This window comes from Niabella sp. ZPM-14 (assembly GCF_055693045.2).
The window spans coordinates 2,376,470-2,393,954 of record NZ_CM181148.1 but is presented as its reverse complement, the minus strand read 5'-3'; the positions used below and the strand labels follow the sequence as shown (position 1 = coordinate 2,393,954).

The window sequence follows — 17,485 nt, the reverse complement described above, 5'->3', positions numbered from 1 at the left end:
TTATTTCAACACCTCTTCCAGTTTGCTCTCTAAAAAGCGCCCGCGCAGGCTCTCCGCAATGACTTTACCGTTTGGATCGATCAGTACATTGTAAGGAATACCTTCAAAGCCGTATAACGCCACGACCGGCGATTGCCAGAACTGCAGATCGCTCAGCTGCGGCCAAACAAGCTCGTCATTTTTGATGGCTTTTAACCACGGATCTTTTGACTGATCGAGTGAAACGCCCACCACGGTGAAATTTTTGTCTTTGAACTTATGATAAGCCGCTACTACATTGGGGTTCTCTATCCGGCAGGGTTTGCACCAGCTGGCCCAAAAATCGAGCAATACATATTTACCTTTAAATGAGCTGAGGGCTACCGGTTGGCCATTGACATCAGGCAGCGTAAAGTCCGGCGCGCTTTTGCCTACCAGGCCGGTTGCACCCGGATCGTTGAGCTGCCCCTGAAGGCTTTTCTGTAAAGCGATCATACCAGAATGATCGGGATTCTTTTGGATGACATCAGAGATCGTGGCACTTACCTGTTCGTTGCTCAGCGGTTCCAGGCGCAGGCCCGGATTGCTGGCAGAGGACTGATAATAACCCAACATGAACATAGACAATGAAGGGTTGCCGGATTTCCTGATCTCATCAAGTGTATATTGTCTCAGTGAGGCTGCCGTGGCGGTATGCTCCTGCACCAGGGGTGCAATCACGCTATCCGCGGTTTTGAGCTGATACAGGCTGTCAATCTTTGATGCCTGCGCTATCATGCCCTGCATCTTTCCATTGAAAGCCATCATAAAGTCCTTCATGCTTTTGCTGGCAGGAGAGCCGTTCACTTCATATTTTTCTGCAAACTGATTATTATCCTTGCTCATTTCAATATCGAGCTGAATCGAAGGAGCATCGTTGATCACAGAAGCAACAGGGAAAGTTCCCTGGTCAATGCGGAGATTATAGATGGCCGATTCACCGGTTTCCGTTTCGATAGAAAAAGTGCCGTCCTTACCCAACGCAGCAGAGTCTATGATCACCGGGCGCATCGTGCCGATAGGCACTTCTTCGAGATATATCATTTTACCGGTCGTGTTGGCGATCTTCCCGGACACCGCAAAAGCATTTTTCTCTCCCGATTTACAAGCTGCCAGGCAAATGAAGGCTGCCCCTAATGTCAATATTTTTTTCATTGTGCGTTTTATAATGAGCAAATTGCCATGGTCCGTCGATCAGGATCTGCGGACTATTTCAATTTTTCTAAAATGATTTCATTGGTTTTTTTAGGATCGGCTTTTCCTTTGGTCCTTTTCATCACTTCTCCCACAAACAGCGCCAGCAAGCCTTTCTTTCCTTTTTTATATGCAACAACTTTGTCTGCCAATTGTTCCAGCACGGCATCTATGACGGGTTCCAGCGCCGATGAGTCAGATTGCTGGATCAGGTTGTGTTGCTCGGCCAGCGCGGCAGGGTCACCCTGCGGATGCTGGAGCAGCAAGGGGAATAATTTGGTAGACGCTGTGGAGAAGCTCAGTTTGCCATCGTCAACGCATTGAATCAACGCGGCGATCTGGGCGGGCTGCAACGGAAAACCGGTGATCGATTTGCCCTGCTCGTTCAGCCAGCTTTTCACGGGTCCCAGCATCCAGTTAGCCACCGCCTTAGGGCGTCCTCCTGCTTCCCGGGCAGATGGCGCCGTCGGGAAGATCACTGCTATGACTGACTCAAAGTAGTCTGCCGTCTCTTTTTCTTCTGTCAGCACCTGGGCGTCGTATTCAGACAATCCGTATAGGGAAGTGTAGGTAGCGATCCGTTCCGCCGGCAAGGCCGGTATAGATAATTTGATTTCGTTGATATATTCGTCTTTCAGATCAAAAGGGGTCAGATCCGGGTCGGGGAAATAGCGGTAATCTTCCGCATCTTCTTTGTCCCGGATGGCGAAAGTTGTTCCGTTGTTGGCATCGAAGCTGCGCGTCTGCTGACGGATGGTTTGGCCCTGCTCCAGCAGTCCGATCAGGCGGTCTGCTTCAAAATCAATAGCCCTTTTAACGTTACGGATGGAGTTCAGGTTCTTGACTTCCACCTTGGTTCCGAGTTGCTGATCTCCTTTTTTCCGTACGGAGATATTGGCATCGCAGCGCATGCTGCCTTCCTCCATATTGCCATCGCACACGCCCAGGTAGCGCACCAGTTTGCGCAATTCGCTCACATAGGCAAAGGCCTCATCGCTACTGCGCAGATCGGGCTCTGTCACAATTTCAACCAGCGGCGTGCCTGCCCGGTTGTAGTCGACCGCTGTATTTTCAGCATTCACATCGTGCAGGCTTTTGCCGGCGTCCTCTTCCATATGGATGCGGTTGAGCCTCACTTTCTTTTCGCCGGCTTCTGTTTTGATCGTCACATAACCGTTTTTGCAAATAGGGGTGGTGTGCTGAGAGATCTGGTAGCCCTTGGGAAGATCAGGATAGAAATAGTTCTTCCGCGCGAAATAGTTTTTCTTCTCGATATCGCAGTGGCAGGCCAGACCCATTTTAATGGCGTGGCCAATGGCTTCGCGGTTCATTTTGGGAAGGCTGCCGGGATGTGCCAGCGTGACCGGGCTTACATGCGTATTAGGATCAGCACCGAAAGCGATGCTGTCTCCGCAAAATAATTTACTGTTCGTGAGTAACTGAGCATGTACCTCAAGCCCGATTACTATTTCGTATGAGTCGTTACTGGTATTCATTTGAAGGCTGTAAAAATAAGCATCAATTGCGACTTGAGGTTTCTGACAGGCAGCTTAGATGCATAACATTTTTTCTTTTTATTGATTTTTATTGCAAAGTGCGTAAAGAGCTGTGCCCAAAAGCGCGCAGCGCGGAACCCTGATGTCATACGCACGGCGGCTTTCTTGTGGCAGGGCCATATAAAAAGCCGGCAGCTTATCGCCGCCGGCTTTACAATCCTAATCACAAAACTTTTTTAAAAAACGCCTGCAGGCGTCTTACAACCTACAAAAACTATAGTAAAACAATCAGAACACTACTTTTGTTTACGCCTACAACTCGGCGGTTTTTATCTTTTTGCTGAAAAGGATATTGATATCGTGCGACTTACTGCCGCGATCCACTTTCAGTTTCATGGAAGCACCTGGGCGATTGTCCCTTGCTTCTGCCAACAGGTCGTCTGTATTTTCAATAGTTTGACCATTGGCTTCTTTGATAATATCTCCTTCCTTCACACCTGCTTTTTCCGCTTCCGAACCGGCGTCCACTTCCAGCACTTTCACGCCCGAACCGTTTTCCAGGTCCTGAACCTTAATTCCCATTTTGGGTGATTTCGGATTGCTGAAATCGTAAAACCGGAAGTTTTGTCCTCCTTCCTGATTGAAATTGCGCGGTATGCGTGACATGATATCTTCCAGGTTAATATCCGGCGCGGAAAAATTCATATTTCCATTATCGCCCCTGAAAGTCATGATCTGCGGCGCATTCCATTGCGTAAGCTCTGCGGTGGTGGTCGCTTTCTTTCCTTCTCTCAGATAAGTAATGGATACTTTATCACCAGGCTTTTTATCCTTTAGCGCTTCAGAGAGCTCGTCGGGCGCTGTGATCTTTTTTGAATCAACGGAAATGATGATATCCCCTTCGCTGAGGCCCGCTTTCTTTGCCGCCGTCTCGTCGTTTACCTGCACGATACGGGCGCCTTCCTCGGCTTTTTCAGTCGTAACGCCCAGCATGGCCTTATTAGGCATGCGTGCGATGCGAAACCGGTTCGCGAGACCTTCGCTGGCGGCCAGTCCCTCGGGTGCCCAGTTATTCAGGTCTTTTATTTTCAGACGCTTTACACTGATGTCGCCCTTTTCGTTTTCCCCGACAGGTTTTCCGTTGACCGTGATCTTTTCGCCGTCCACCACAATGTTGAGCTTTTGATCTTCACCGCCTTTTTTTGTGATGATAATGCGCTCCGCTTCCTGTCCGTCCTTTTCATCCTGCTGGGCCCACATCAAACCAGGGACGAGCAGTGCAGTTAATAATAAAATGTGCTTCATTTTGAATTGTTTATTCATTTTCAATATTGGTAGGGGAATCTTCCCCGGAAAGATCTACGTCAATCTTCGTATTTCAAAGATAGGATAAAAATCAAAATACGAAAACCTTCGGAAATGTTAAGATTTGGATTGTCGGGGAAGAGGGCGCTCGCCGATCTCTTTGCCGCATTGTTTGCAGAACAGGGCATCGGCGGCGTGGTGTTTATTGCCGCAATGATCGCAGATGCGGTCGTCATTATCCATGTCCTTATATTGCGAAACCAGTGAGGCAGACATGATTCCCGTTGGTACCGCAATGATTGCATAACCCAGGATCATGATGAACGAGGCAATGATCTTGCCCAGCGTCGTCATTGGCGCCACATCTCCGTAGCCGACGGTGGTAATCGTTACGATAGCCCAGTAGATGCTTTGCGGGATGCTGTGGAATCCGGGGTTGTGCTCATATTCGAGTACATACATGACTGAGCCTAAAAAGACCGTGAGCAAGACAATGAAAAAGAGGAACACCATGATCTTGCTGAAGCTGCGTACCAGTGCGAAAACCATATAGCGGCTTTCATCCAGGAATCGAACCATGCGGAAAATGCGAAACACGCGCAGCAGGCGGAAGCTGCGGATGATCATCAGCATATGCCAGTTCGGCAACAGGAACTCCAGGTAGGAGGGCAACACGGCTAACAGGTCGATCACGCCGTAAAAGCTTTTAGCATACCGCCGGGCTTCGCGCACACAATAGAGCCGCAAGACATATTCAATGGAAAATACGATCATGAAAAAAACGTCCAGCACGCGGAAGAGCTTGTCAAACGCGATGGCAATAGACTCGACGCTTTCCAGCACGAGCAATATAATGTTCAGCAATATGAGGATGAACAGGGAAATGTCGAATATTCTTCCCGCCCGCGTATTGCTTTGAAAAATGATAACATACAGTTTCCTTCTTAGCCTGTGCTGCTCCTCAGGTATGTTTTGGTCCTGCAGCACATCGTGTTTATCCGGAATAAGTCGAAAGATAGACATGCGGTTAAGATACTAAATATGGGAATTAATTGTAAAGCTTTTGCTTCCGGTCGCTGAAATAGATCTTGCGCCGGGTCTTTGACAGGTACTTCATCGTTACTTCATTGCCCTCGGCATCGTGTTGTTTTCGATAGATGGTAAAGTCTTTATTGTGACCCTTCTCCTTTAGATTCTTGTAAAACAGTTGCGCATAACTGCGGACGGCACGGATGAGCCGGGTAAGCACCGCCGGCGGAATGCTGCCTGCCTTGCTGAACGGATGCACCCCCGAGCGGTACAAAGCTTCTATCCTGATGATATTCCCAACGCCCGCGAATATCTTCTGATCCATCAACACATCGCCGATGTCTTTGTCTGGTTTTTCCTTTACCAACTTTTTGACATAGGCGCTGTCAAAGTCCGGACTGAGGATATCAATACGCGGATCAAATAAAGGCTCGTTCGTTTTCTCTATTTTCCTGACACTGACTACATAGCCATTGATGGCGCCTTTAGCGAATTCCAGGTAAAATTTCCGGTTCACCTTTTTCCGCTCATCGACGAGTATACTTCCGAAAAGCCCCAGGTGCAGCTGCACCGCGCCATTGGGAAAGACGAAATAGAGATATTTACCGTGGGACCGGATATTGGTCAGTTTCTTCCCTTCCAGCCATTCGGTCGGCATTTTGCAATATCCACCTGCTTTTTTGACCACTTTCCCTACGAAGGGTTGCAGGTTATTTTTTAAAAGAAGTAAGGAAGGACCTTCCGGCATGGTAATCTTTTCCTTACCCAACGCAATTTTTAAGCCTAAAAGCTCACGAAGCCCGGAAATACAAGCGGTTAAAGCATTTCTCTGATCGTGTCGATCACTTTTTGAAGATTGCTGGCATCCTGACCACCGGCAGTAGCCAGGCTCTTTTGTCCGCCGCCGCCGCCTTTGATCAAGGGAGCGATCTGCTGTTTGATCAGTTGTCCGGCATCCAGGGACTTAGCGGCTACCACGTTCTCGGCAATGCTTACGGCTACGAAGGGTTTTCCGCCGATATTCGCGCAAAGCACGACTACAAAATCCTTTAGATGATTTTTCAGATCAGCGCAAAGCTTTTTCAACGCATCTGCGTTGCTCACTTCCACGATGTCTCCGATGAAGTTGACCTGGTTGATGATTTCGTCTTTTTGCAATAAGCTGTTGCGGATACCCACCAGTTCGCGCGCTTCCAATCGCTCCACTTTCTTTTCCAGCGCGGATTTATCGGTGATCAGTTTTTCGATCGCTTTGAGCGGGTTTCCTGTTTTGAGCAGCTCCGCCAGTTGTTTGTATTCTGCGATACGCTCGCTCATAAAACGGAAAGCAGCCGGCCCGGTCACGGCTTCGATACGACGTACACCAGCGGCCACCGCTGATTCTGAGGTGATCAACATCATGCCGATCATACCGGTGTGCGACACGTGGGTACCGCCGCAAAGTTCTACAGAAAAATCAGGATCGATCGTTACGACGCGCACGGTGTCTCCATATTTTTCTCCAAACAAAGCCATCGCGCCCAGCTGCAAAGCCTCCTCCTTCGGCATTTCCTTAATGACCACCGGAATGTTTTCGCGTATTTTCTGGTTGACGATCATCTCTACCTGGCGGATTTCTTCGTCGGTTATTTTCGAAAAATGCGACACATCAAAACGCAGCACATCCGGCGAAACCAGCGATCCTTTCTGGGCTACATGCGTGCCCAGTACCTCGCGCAGCGCGGCATGGAGCAAATGCGTCGCGGTGTGATTGTAAGTAGTGTTTAATCTTTTTTCAAAGTCAACTATGGCGGTCACTTCTTCAGAAATATTTTCAGGAAGCTGATCCGCGAAATGGATAATAAGGTCGTTCTCTTTTTTAGTATTGGTGATCTCGATCTTTTCTGCGCCCAGTTGCAACAAGCCTTTATCGCCCACCTGCCCGCCGCTTTCGGCGTAGAAGGGCGTGGTTTCCAGTACCAGCTGGTACTGTTCTTTTCCCTTCGATTTAACCTTGCGATACTTCGTGATCTGCGTAGTAACATTCAGGTCGTTGTACCCGATAAACCGCGAAGGCACATCTTCATGCACCTGCTGCCAGTCTTCCGTATCAATAGCAGTGGCAGCGCGGGAGCGGTTTTTCTGCTGCTGCATCTCTGCTTCAAAGCCCGCTTCGTCTACCGTCAGGTTATTTTCTGCGGCGATCAGCCGGGTAAGATCTGCCGGGAAGCCATAGGTGTCGTATAGTTCAAATGCATCTTTACCCGAAATAACCGATCCGTCCCTTGCCTCAATGATGTCATCAATTCTTTTCAACCCTTTCTCCAAAGTTCTTAAGAAAGAGTCTTCCTCCTCCCGGATCACTTTGGTAACAAAAGCCTCCTGCTGCTTCAGTTCGGGGAACACCGTTTCAAACTGCGCCGCTATGACCGGAACGAGCTGATACAATAGCGGTTGCTTGTAATCCAGGTAGGAGTAATAATATCGCACGGCACGACGCAGGATCCTGCGGATCACGTAGCCGGCGCCCGTGTTGGAAGGCAACTGACCATCTGCAATCGTAAAGCTGATGGCCCGGATATGATCCGACAGTACGCGGAAAGCCACCGCCATTTTACTGTCGCTGAAGTCGTAGGCCTTGCCCGTGATGGTTTCAATTTCCCTGATCGTGCCGGTAAACACATCTGTATCGTAATTGCTGGTTTTGCCTTGCAGCACGCGTACCAGCCGCTCAAACCCCATTCCCGTGTCCACATGCCGCGCAGGCAGCGGTTCCAGGCTTCCGTCTTTTTTCCGGTTGAACTGGATGAATACGTTGTTCCATATTTCTATTACCTGTGGATGATCAGCATTCACCAGTGTTTTGCCGTCGGTTGTCCGGCGCTCAGCGTCAGGTCGGCAATCCACGTGTATTTCGCTGCAAGGTCCGCAGGGACCCGTGTCACCCATTTCCCAGAAGTTATCTTTTTTGTTTCCTTTTAAGATGCGATTCGGTATCTCCTCCTCTGCGATGCCCGATCGGGACAGGCATGCCGCCCACTGGTCGTAGGCCTCCTGGTCAAACGGCAACCCTTCCTTTTCATCGCCCTCAAACACGGTCACATACAGGCGGTCTTTTTCAATCTGGTACACACTGGTCAGCAATTCCCAGCTCCATTCGATAGCTTCCTTCTTAAAATAGTCGCCGAAGCTCCAGTTGCCCAGCATTTCAAACATGGTATGATGATAGGTATCCACGCCCACTTCCTCCAGGTCGTTATGCTTGCCACTTACGCGAAGACATTTCTGTGTATCCGCCACGCGGGGTGCCGCGCTTTTTTTATGGCCCAGGAAAAAATCTTTGAACTGATTCATCCCGGCATTGGTAAACATCAGCGTTGGATCGTTTTTCACGACGATCGGTGCCGAAGGCACGATCTGGTGATTTTTCCCTTTGAAGAAATCAAGAAATGTCTGTCTTATTTCACTACTGGTCATTGTACTATTTTAAAGTGGGCAAAGATAAGACGGGAAGTCGGAAGTCCGAAGACGGAGGTCGGAAGTCAGAAGACAGAAGTCAGGGGTCCGAAGGTCGGGAAGAGAGGAGAGAAACGGGATCGCGGGAGTAGCAGCTTCAAATTTTGGTCAACGCGAGCTGTCAATCCCCATCCGCTGACTTCCCGACCCCCGACTCCGGGTCTGCGTCTTCCAATCTCGGACTTCTGACTTCCGACCCCGGACTTCCTCCCTGCCGCTCATCCAAAAATATTTATAATACGGCATCGGATCGTTACATTCGCCTTTTCTATTCATCATTTTTTACCAAATTCACTTATGCAAAGAATTTTGACTATTAGTTTCCTGGTCTTAATGGGTGTGCAGATTAGCGGCTGTGCCTCCCTTAAAAAGAACAGGAAAAGCCAGGCAGCTCAGACCACGTCCAGGTCTGACACGACTAAAAAGGCTACAGTAGGTCCTCCCGGCCAGCCTAAACCCTACAAAGAAATTATTACAGACAAGGCCGAAACCAGCAAAGGCATGTTTGCCGTGCACAAGCTCGATAACAAGTATTACTTTGAAATCCCCAACGAGCTGTTTGAGCGCGATATACTGGTGGTGGCGCGTCTTTCTAAGGCTGCTGCAGGTTTCAGAACCGGAGCCAGCTATGCCGGTGACCAGATCAACTCTAACACCATTCGATTTGAAAAAGGCCCCAATAACCGCGTATACCTGAAACGCATGTCGTTCCAGGAAGTGGGAAGAGACAGTACAGAAGGGATGTATCGCAATGTGATGAACAGCAACATACAGCCCATCGGCGCGTCGTTTGAAGTGAAAGCCTGGTCGCCCGAAAAAGGAGCGGTGATCGAGGTGACAGATTATATCAACGGTGACAATGAATATTTCTTTTTCTCCCCGGTGGTGAAAAAAGCGTTGGGTATCGGCGCGATACAAAGCGACCGTTCCTACACGCAACAGGTAAAAACCTATCCCGGCAACCTGGAGATCAAAACGGTTAAGACCTACATCTACACACCGGTAAACCAACCGGGCACACCACCCAATCCCTATGCAGTAAGCACGCCGTTGACCTTCGAGCTGAATACTTCGCTGGTACTGCTTCCTAAAGTGCCCATGCAACCCAGGTTCTTTGATGATCGTGTGGGTTATTTCACCACACAAAACATCACCGACTTTGATGTTAACCCCCAGGGGATCGATCGCTACCGGTACATTGCACGCTACAGGCTGGAACCCAAACCTGAAGACGTTGAAAAATATAAAAGAGGAGAACTGGTAGAACCAAAGAAACAGATCGTGTATTATATCGATCCTACCACGCCCAAAAAATGGGTTCCTTATCTGATCCAGGGCGTAAACGACTGGCAGGTAGCCTTTGAAAAGGCGGGCTTTAAAAATGCCATTGTCGGCAAGCTGGCACCAACGCCTGAAGAAGACAGCACCTTCAGCCTCGAAGATGCCCGCCACAGTGCGATAATCTACAAGCCTTCTGATATTCCGAATGCAAGTGGCCCGAACGTTCACGATCCGCGCAGCGGAGAGATCATGGAAAGCCATATCAACTGGTACCACAATGTTATGAGCCTGGTGCGTAACTGGTATATGATCCAGACAGCAGCAGTAGATCCGAAAGCCCGCAAAATGGAGTTTGACGACGAGCTCATGGGCCAGCTGATCCGCTTTGTGAGCAGCCATGAAGTAGGACATACCTTGGGACTGAGACACAACTTCGGTTCTTCATCAACTGTGCCTACCGAAAAGTTAAGAGATAAAGCCTGGGTGGAAGCCAATGGTCACACGCCTTCTATCATGGACTATGCGCGTTTCAATTATGTGGCGCAGCCTGAAGATAATATTTCTGAAAAAGGCTTGTTCCCACGTATCGGGGATTATGATACCTGGGCGATTGAGTGGGGGTATCGCTGGTATCCTGAGGTTACCTCTGCAGATGCTGAAGTGCCAATGTTAAACAAGATCACGATCGACCGTCTTAAAAACCCGCGTCTGTGGTGGGGTGATGGCGAGGGCAACAGGGACGATCCGAGAAGTCAAACCGAAGACCTTTCCGACAATTCCATGAAGGCCAGCACGTACGGTGTCAAAAATCTGAAGCGCATCGTAGTGAACCTTCCTCAATACACCCGCCAGGCTAATAGGGATTTCAGCAACCTGGAAACCATTTACAGCGAGGTGGTAGGACAATTTGGAAGATATATCGGGCATGTAGCGCGCAACATCGGTGGTATTGAAAGAACGCCTAAACGTGTGGAGCAAAGCGGGCCTGTATATGAATTTACTTCCCGCCAGACCCAGGTGGATGCGATGGCCTGGCTGAAAGACCAGGTATTCACCACACCTACCTGGATCATACAAAACGATTATTCCGGCCTGACCGGGCAGGAGCCGTTGTCTGTCGTAGCTAAACTGCAGGACCGCGCCTTGAACGAGTTGATCAGCGCTTCGACACTGAGCAAACTCATTCGTTTTGAAGCAGAAGCCGGGTCGAAAGCTTATTCACCCGTTGAAATGCTGACTTCTGTAAGAAAAGCCGTATTCTCAGAGCTTTCCGGAAGAAAAACAATTGATGTGTATCGCAGGCAACTGCAGAAAGCGCTGGTGGAAAAGCTGATTACCTTGGCTAATCCTTCCAGGCAGGATGCAGCTTCGCTGTCGAGAGGTCTTGAAATCAATCTTACCAACAGCGATATCATGTCGGCAGTGAAAGGACAGCTCAGAACTTTATCTGCTGAACTCCGCGCTGCGTCAGGCAGCTATCGCGATAGCGCTTCTAAAAATCACCTGTTGGACTTGCAGGACAGGATAAAAGAGGCGTTGGATCCTAAATAAAAATTTTCAGCAACATTTTCAATTGCATCAACCGCCAGGTTGGTGCAATTTTTTTTGTGCGATATTTTTAAAGCGCGATAACAGATGGTATGAACGCAATTTGCATAGGATTACGCGGACAACTGCGGCTCCGGCATAAAAAAAAGGCCCTTCCGTAGAAACGGATTGACCTCTAACGATTGCTTGCCATATGAAAATCTTAATAAATCAAATTCAGGTTCCCAGCTCCTCATTATCTGTCACGCATCTGAAGCAATACCCCTAACAGGCATGTATCATCTGCTTCAGGCAATACCATACCAAATACATGCCAAACCTAAAGGACCCAGTTTCTCGGGCGTTTCCCGACTCGCTGAAGCGCTTCAACACACTCCCAAGCCACCGCTTGAGTTGCTTTGCTGACTCCTTCAAAGATCAAACACATCGTCAAATAATCACGATCGGTATATATATTAAAGAAAATATATGCAACAAAATGGAGCACAGAAAATAGTAAAGTGGCGCGTTATGGCCATAGTAACGTTATCTTTTAGATTATTTCTTGTTTTTTTTATTATTAGATTTATTTTTGTTTGAATGCCGAAAAAACCGAGCGACATATTGTTCCAACTTATTCTTTCACTGGAAAAAGCGGAGAAAAGGCATTTCAAACTGTACATCACCCGTAGCTCTGGCAACGAAGACCTGAAGATCATCAAGCTTTTTGATGTGCTCGACAAGATGGACAGTTATGATGAAAAGGTGCTTCTCAAAAAAATGAAGGGAGTGACCAAGCCCCAGCTTTCTAACCTGAAATCGCATCTCTACAAAGAGTTGTTGGCCAGCCTGCGTTTGCTGAAAAGCAATGACAGCCTTGACCTGCAGCTGAACGAGTTGTTCGACTCTGCGCATATCCTCTACAAAAAGGGATTGTTCTTTCAAAGCCTCCGGGCGATTGATAAGGCAAAGGAGGTGGCCAAGCTCAACCAGAAATTCTTTTTTATGCCGCTGTTATTGTCCCTGGAGAAGCGGATAGAGGCATTGAACGTTACTGATACTTTTAAAAACCGCATCGACGAATTGTCGGAAGAGGCCAATGAAGCCAATCGCAAGTTGGACATGATCACCCGGCTCTCCAATCTTTCGCTTCAGATGTATGGGTTTTTTATAGCCAATGGACATGCGCGCAATGAAGACGAGGAGGACAAGGTGAAGAAATTTTTCCGTCAGTCATTACCGTCCGGCTCTGCGCAACAGGAAGGCTTTTATGAGCGCCTGTATTATTATCAGTCCTACACCTGGTACGCATTTATCCGGCAGGATTTCCTGATGTACTATCGCTATGCACAAAAATGGGTCGACCTGTTCAAGGAAAAGCCCAATATGATGCGTGTGGAAACCGGTCACCTGATCAAAGGGTACCACAGCCTGTTGAACGCTCATTTCGATCTGCGCAATTATTCGGAACTGCGCCGGATATTAAAAGAGTTTGAGGCCTTTTCTCAAACCAAACGGGTGCAGGATAATGAGAACTTCACCGTTCAATCCTTTGTCTATATCGCCGGGGCGAAGATCAACTTTTACAATATCACCGGCCTTTGCAACGAAGGTTTAAAAGAGTTGCCGGAGATCGAAAAGAAGATGGCAGAATATGACCTCTTTCTCGATAAGCACCGCGTCATGGTGATCACTTATAAGATCGCATTGCTGTATTACCTCGCCGGTGATTACAGCACCTGTATCGATTACCTGCAAAAGATCATCCACGATTCTTCCGAGTTGCGCACCGATCTTCAATGCTATTCAAGATTGATGCACCTGCTGGCTCATTACGAATTGGGCAACCTGGAGCTGATGGATTCGCTGACAAGATCTGTTTTCCGGTACATGTCCCGCATGAAAAACCTGACGGTCATAGAACAGGAAATGTTCCGCTTCCTCAGAAATTCTTTCAAGTTTACCAACCGACAGCTGAAGCCCGAGTTTGAACACTTCCTGGAAAAGGTGAAACACCTGGAAGGCAACCGCTTCGAAACCCGCTCACTGGCTTATCTCGACATTATCTCGTGGCTGGAAAGCAAAGTAGCCGGCCGCCCGATGCAGGAGATCGTTTATAACAAGTACCTGAAAAGCAAACGCAGGCTGCGCGAGGGAGGCCCCGCCGATTTGTAAGGGCGTTGGATGCCCTGAGGGTAAGTCACTGTTAGAGGTCCGCTTTACTGACTAACATAAAACTATGTTGATTCCCCTGGTATTGATTGTATAAAATGATCCGGTCGATCTGGTTCACGTTGTGCTCATTTTTATACAAATGATCCGGTAGGAATTGCGTGCGGATGGCTTCGCAGGCCAGCCAGACAGCAAAGGCAGACGCCGTGGGGTAGTCGCCCGTCAGGTGTTTATAACGCACGACCGGGATCGAAGATCCGATCGCATACTCGCAGGTGGCGTAAGCGCGCAAGGATCGCTGGTCACCGTTTTCGCCGCTGATTAACAGCGTGTGGCTGATGTCCGCGCTGTTCCGCTCGAGAAAGGCGCTAAATCTTTTTTCTACCACGTCATTATCAGGGCTTTCAAATATTTCGATAGCTTTCAGTTTCGCTATTGCCCCGTCGCGGATGTCGTTCACCATAAAGAGCGCCGCGCCCTCACCGGCAATCGTTGCTTCCGTTTGGTCGCTGTATAAAGTGGTGTTCGATTTATTTTGATCATACCAGCCCGTCAGCAGGTCGATATTGTAATTATAGGCAGAGATCTCGTCTATACCGCCCACCAGGTAGGATAATCCCGGATGCTCACGAACCAGCATGCGTGCGTCCAGCAGCGCATTTTCAAAGGCGAGTCCGTTGTGAACATGTGTCGCATTGTAAGTCCTGTTCCGGGTGATCAGGCTCAATTGTCCCGCAATAGCATTCGGTGTGCTTTGCACAAAATGGGCGGGGGTTAGCAGTCCCTCATCATAATCGATGATCTGGTTCAAAAATTTTATGCAATCTTCCATCCCTCCGTTGGCCGTCCCGATGACGATCCCTTCCACTTCATGCGTTTTCAACAGCGGCAAACCCGCGCCAATACCCAGTCTTACGGCCTTGCTCATGCGGCGTACCATCCCCGGCGGCACGCCCTCCAACACCGGCTCGATCGCATGCAATTTACCTTCTACTGAGGGCGTCAGTGGCTCGGCCTGCAGACCGCCGTCTGTGGGTTGGGGAGCAATGCAGGTATATTGATGGATGTACATAAATCTGTTTTTATAGATCCGGAAAGGAGCTGCTCTTATTGAAGTTGGGAGAAGATCAGCGAAGTGCAATTACCTCCAAATCCAAAAGAGTTGGACATTACATGACGAAGCGGCCGCTGTTCATATCCGGTCACCGGCTTCAGCCGGGTACTGGCGATGACTTCGCTGAAATGCAGAGAGGGGTAAAGTTCCTGGTGGAACAATCCAAGTATGCTAAACACGGCTTCGATCGAACCGGCTGCGCCTAATGTATGCCCGGTGTACGATTTGGTGCTGGCAAAAGCAGGGGGCTGATCAAACAGCCGCAGCATGGCCACGCTTTCCGTTTCGTCATTATTTTCCGTAGCGGTGCCATGTGCATTAATGAAATCAATGTCGGCAGGTGCCAGCCGGGCGCTTTCAAGTGCCCGGCTCATGCTTAGGTAGGGACCGTCTCCTTCCGGTGATGTGGAAGAAGGATGAAAAGCATCATTGCTGTTGCCATACCCGGCTATTTCAGCATATATCTTTTTACCGCGGGCATCAGATTCCTTTTCCAATATGAGAAAAGCTGCGCCCTCGCCCAGGTTGAGGCCTTTTCGTTGTGCGTCAAAAGGGCGGCAGGGCTCGTCGGATAAGATCATGAGCGAGTTGAATCCGTTAACCGTGTACTTCGACAAACTGTCAACACCGCCCACGATAGCCCTCTTGGCGAGGCCATTTTTCAGCAGCCTGGCGCCATACATGATGGCATTGGCTGAAGACGAACAGGCAGTGTTAAACGTATTGATAATGCCTCCTGTCTGAATTTTTTTTTGGAGAAAAGTGGTATGAGCGCTGTTGGAATAAGATGCCAGGTAGGTGGATCCGTTATGATGGGTAGCGTTTGCGTCAGCGTACATTTCGTCGGTGAGACACATACCGCCCACTGTAGAGGCGCCGATCAATGCGGTGCCGGTGTCATACAGATCCTGGTCGGAGAGTTGGGCGTCGAGAATGGCTTGTCGGGCGGCATACAATGCGAGGAGATCGGTCCTGGTAGTTCCGGGGTCGGTTATCTGCAGGTCTTGTGCCAGATCTTCGGTAGCCATTTTAATTTCTCCGAAGGGAAGCTTTGCGCAATACTTGCTGTTGAAAAACTCAGCTTTGCCGATACCGCTTTTGTTTTGTATAAGGGCATCACGATTTTCATCAGCTGTTTTTCCAATGGATGTAATGATACCTATGCCCGTTACTACAATTCGATTCACAAGCGGATTTATTTAGTGCGATGCTCCTCAATGTAGTCAACCATTGTGTTCACACTTGTCAGAATTTTCCGTCCTTCTTTCGGATCCTGGATGTTAATGCCGTATTCTCTTGACAGCATTACGATCAGTTCGATAGAATCAATCGAGTCCAACCCAAGACCTTCTCCGAACAACGGTTCGTCGTCTTTGATGTCGGCCGGGTTAACGGTATTGAGGTTTAAAAATTTTACAATTTGCTCCTTGACCTGCTGCTTCAGCGCTTCTTTTTCCATGTTACTTGTTTAAAAGCTTAAGATTCAAAAATAACAACTTCACTACAAATCTGTCCATTTATTCTCGTTCCTTTTCGAATACTGATGATTGGAGAGATCGTTGCGAATGCGGATGAATAGCGGCTGGCCAACAGCCGCTATGGCCCGTGATGGACATGCAAAATGTAAGCCATTGTAACAGGGCCTCCGGCGAAGCAGACCGATTCGGTCTAAAAGTAACTTTGTTGGCCGGTGGTAAACAACTATCGAGTAATTTTGTTTTTTTTAAAATAACACGAACGTGCGCAAAAAGACCATTTACTATCTCATCTTCTTCGGTGTACTGTCACTCATTTTTTACGGGATAATTTCCTGGTTCATACCGGGTTATAACGACCGGAAGCTGGAGCCTATCAGCAAAGTCGCTCCCTTTGAATTTACGAACCAGGATGGTGAAAAGTTTTCCAACCAGGACGTGGAAGGAAAAGTGTACGTAGCGGAATTCTTTTTTACGACCTGCCCCGGCATCTGCCCGATGATGAATGACAATATGAAACAGGTCTACGCAAAGTTTAAGGACGAATCCGGCTTTCGCATCCTGTCTTACACCTGCGACCCCAAAACTGATACTGCGGCGCGGTTGAAACAGTATGCTGATTCGATGCAGGTGAACACCAACCAATGGGTATTTCTGACAGGCCGTAAAGACAGCCTGTACAACATGGCGCGGCTCAGCTATTCCATTGACGACCCGGCCAACAATCTGACCAACCCGGAGGATGATTTTTTGCATACGCAGTATTGGGCGCTGGTAAACAGGAAGGGAGAAGTGATCAAGATCTGTGACGGATTGAAGCAAAAGGAAATCAACCGGCTGATCGAGGATATTGAAAAAGAACTGAAGACCCCCGCCACCTAAAGATTAACACATGGACGTACATCAGATGAAAAATATTGCTTCAATATTAAAGGAGAACAATCTAAGCGTCACCGCAGGACGTCAGCGGATACTGCAGCTGTTTCTGAAAAGCGGCGGCGCACTGGCTCATGCAGACATTGAAAAAAATGCAGGGGATCAACTCGACCGTGTCACGATCTACCGCACCCTGCAGGCGTTTGTAGAAAAAGGTCTGATCCATACCATCCCATCTTCAGACAATTCTATTAAATACGCCTTGTGTAAAGGGGAATGTACCGAAGGTCATCACCATGATCATCATGTGCATTTTGTATGCAACAAATGCAACAATACTTTTTGCCTGGATAATGTCGCCGCTCCGCAAATTCAGCTCCCCGAAGGATACCAGTTTGCCGAGTTGGAAGTGGTAGCGAAAGGCATCTGCAAAAGCTGCCGTGAAGGGCGCAAAAAAAAGCCCTGATGTAGAAACAACAGGACTTTTGATTAATGTTTTGATT

At 48.5% G+C, this 17,485-nt stretch carries 13 protein-coding genes; 4 read left to right on the top strand and 9 right to left on the bottom strand.

Going from position 1 to position 17,485, the window contains the following annotated elements; genetic code table 11:
- From ACU37H_RS10115 to alaS, 6 genes are all read right to left on the bottom strand, one after another.
- Entirely contained in the window at positions 1-1,173 is a 1,173-nt protein-coding gene (locus ACU37H_RS10115; RefSeq protein WP_472701641.1) for a redoxin domain-containing protein, read from the bottom strand.
- A 53-nt stretch (positions 1,174-1,226) separates the two neighbouring features.
- Entirely contained in the window at positions 1,227-2,708 is a 1,482-nt protein-coding gene (gene gatB, locus ACU37H_RS10110; protein ID WP_472701642.1) for an Asp-tRNA(Asn)/Glu-tRNA(Gln) amidotransferase subunit GatB, read from the bottom strand.
- A 312-nt stretch (positions 2,709-3,020) separates the two neighbouring features.
- Positions 3,021-4,013: a PDZ domain-containing protein gene (locus ACU37H_RS10105; RefSeq protein ID WP_472701643.1), complete on the bottom strand. Its 993-nt coding sequence runs from the start codon at positions 4,011-4,013 to the stop codon at positions 3,021-3,023.
- A gap of 117 nt (positions 4,014-4,130) precedes the next feature.
- A complete protein-coding gene (locus ACU37H_RS10100; RefSeq protein ID WP_472701644.1) occupies positions 4,131-5,036 on the bottom strand; it encodes an ion transporter in 906 nt (301 codons plus the stop codon).
- 25 nt (positions 5,037-5,061) lie between these two features.
- On the bottom strand, positions 5,062-5,811 hold the full coding sequence (locus ACU37H_RS10095; protein WP_472701645.1) for a DNA-formamidopyrimidine glycosylase family protein: 750 nt from the start codon (positions 5,809-5,811) through the stop codon (positions 5,062-5,064).
- Between the two features lie 47 nt (positions 5,812-5,858).
- A complete protein-coding gene (gene alaS, locus ACU37H_RS10090; protein WP_472701646.1) occupies positions 5,859-8,498 on the bottom strand; it encodes an alanine--tRNA ligase in 2,640 nt (879 codons plus the stop codon).
- A gap of 336 nt (positions 8,499-8,834) precedes the next feature.
- Between alaS and ACU37H_RS10085 the strand changes: the two genes are divergently transcribed.
- Positions 8,835-11,369, top strand: a complete 2,535-nt coding sequence (locus ACU37H_RS10085; RefSeq protein WP_472701647.1) for a zinc-dependent metalloprotease — start codon at positions 8,835-8,837, stop codon at positions 11,367-11,369.
- Positions 11,370-11,945: 576 nt separating this feature from the next.
- Entirely contained in the window at positions 11,946-13,520 is a 1,575-nt protein-coding gene (locus ACU37H_RS10080) for a hypothetical protein (RefSeq protein WP_472701648.1), read from the top strand.
- 31 nt (positions 13,521-13,551) lie between these two features.
- Here ACU37H_RS10080 and ACU37H_RS10075 read toward each other — a convergent pair whose 3' ends face one another.
- From ACU37H_RS10075 to ACU37H_RS10065, 3 genes are read right to left on the bottom strand one after another with little or no spacing between them, the layout of a single operon-like run.
- Positions 13,552-14,589, bottom strand: a complete 1,038-nt coding sequence (locus ACU37H_RS10075) for a beta-ketoacyl synthase chain length factor (RefSeq protein WP_472701649.1) — start codon at positions 14,587-14,589, stop codon at positions 13,552-13,554.
- A gap of 35 nt (positions 14,590-14,624) precedes the next feature.
- Entirely contained in the window at positions 14,625-15,818 is a 1,194-nt protein-coding gene (locus tag ACU37H_RS10070) for a beta-ketoacyl-[acyl-carrier-protein] synthase family protein (RefSeq protein ID WP_472701650.1), read from the bottom strand.
- A gap of 8 nt (positions 15,819-15,826) precedes the next feature.
- Complete coding sequence (locus ACU37H_RS10065) at positions 15,827-16,090, bottom strand: phosphopantetheine-binding protein (RefSeq protein WP_346235931.1); 264 nt, start codon at positions 16,088-16,090, stop codon at positions 15,827-15,829.
- Positions 16,091-16,370: 280 nt separating this feature from the next.
- Between ACU37H_RS10065 and ACU37H_RS10060 the strand changes: the two genes are divergently transcribed.
- Positions 16,371-16,988 carry an SCO family protein gene (locus tag ACU37H_RS10060; protein ID WP_472701651.1) on the top strand — a complete coding sequence of 206 codons (618 nt, stop codon included), beginning with the start codon at positions 16,371-16,373 and terminating at the stop codon, positions 16,986-16,988.
- A 10-nt stretch (positions 16,989-16,998) separates the two neighbouring features.
- Complete coding sequence (locus ACU37H_RS10055) at positions 16,999-17,448, top strand: Fur family transcriptional regulator (RefSeq protein ID WP_472701652.1); 450 nt, start codon at positions 16,999-17,001, stop codon at positions 17,446-17,448.
- Positions 17,449-17,485: the final 37 nt, after the last annotated feature.